1 protein-coding gene and 1 pseudogene are annotated in these 680 nt (G+C 71.3%); both read right to left on the bottom strand.

Features of this window, described 5'->3' with window-relative positions; all coding sequences use genetic code 11:
• Nucleotides 1-147: 147 nt before the first annotated feature.
• Nucleotides 148-387 carry a hypothetical protein gene (locus tag VTU_RS0124640; protein WP_010110464.1) on the bottom strand — a complete coding sequence of 80 codons (240 nt, stop codon included), beginning with the start codon at nt 385-387 and terminating at the stop codon, nt 148-150.
• Nucleotides 388-433: 46 nt separating this feature from the next.
• Nucleotides 434-680: pseudogene (locus VTU_RS30300) on the bottom strand (ABC transporter permease); the annotation flags it as partial.

Raw genomic sequence — 680 nt, 5'->3', positions numbered from 1 at the left:
GGCCGCGGGCCTGGCGCCCTGCGCCGCCGCGCCGCCCATGCAGCAGGCGCTCAGGGTCAGCGCCAGAACGGCCGAACGGATGCCAGGGCGTGCAGGGGCTGGCGCTTGAACGGCAAGGCGTGGTGTGGCGGGCATGGCGGCGAGGGATCAGTGCTCGTGGCGCATGCCACAGTATTTTCCAATGCCCAGGCCCTTGCACGCGCTCTGGAGTTCCTTTTGGCAGGCGTCGTGGTCCTTGCCGGATTCCAGGCATTTGGCCGCGGCCTCGTGCGCGGCGGCCATGGCGCGGTGGCGCTCGATGTCCGCCTGCGTCTCCTTGTCGGAATGCGCGCTGGCCTCGGTCAGCAGCAGGGTGGCAATGGCCAGGGCGGTGAACAGTTTCTTCATGGCAGGACCTTTCGGAGGGGGTGGGGGAAGCGTGGGTATCGGTTCATCAAGGCTGGCTCAGCAGTTCCGCCACGTCGGTGCGGTAGGCCAGCACGCTGGGCAGCAGCGCCGCGAATGCGGCGAGTGCGCCGGCGAGCAGGGGCAGGCCGGCCTCGGCGGGCAGCCACAGCAGACCGCTGACCGGCAGCAGGCCCTGCGCTTGCAGCACCCGGCCGAGCCCGTGCGCGAGAGCGTGGCCCAGCAGCAGGCCCAGCGCGCAGGCCAGTGCCGCCAGCCACAGGGCCTCGCAGAGC

This window comes from Verminephrobacter aporrectodeae subsp. tuberculatae At4 (assembly GCF_000193225.1).
GTDB classification, from domain to species: domain Bacteria; phylum Pseudomonadota; class Gammaproteobacteria; order Burkholderiales; family Burkholderiaceae_C; genus Acidovorax; species Acidovorax aporrectodeae.
This window is presented reverse-complemented; position numbering and strand designations above follow the sequence as displayed.

What these genes read in the sequence shown, in the direction of transcription:
- VTU_RS0124640 (WP_010110464.1), bottom strand. Translation starts at nt 387, where the DNA reads ATGAAGAAACTGTTCACCGCCCTGGCCATTGCCACCCTGCTGCTGACC.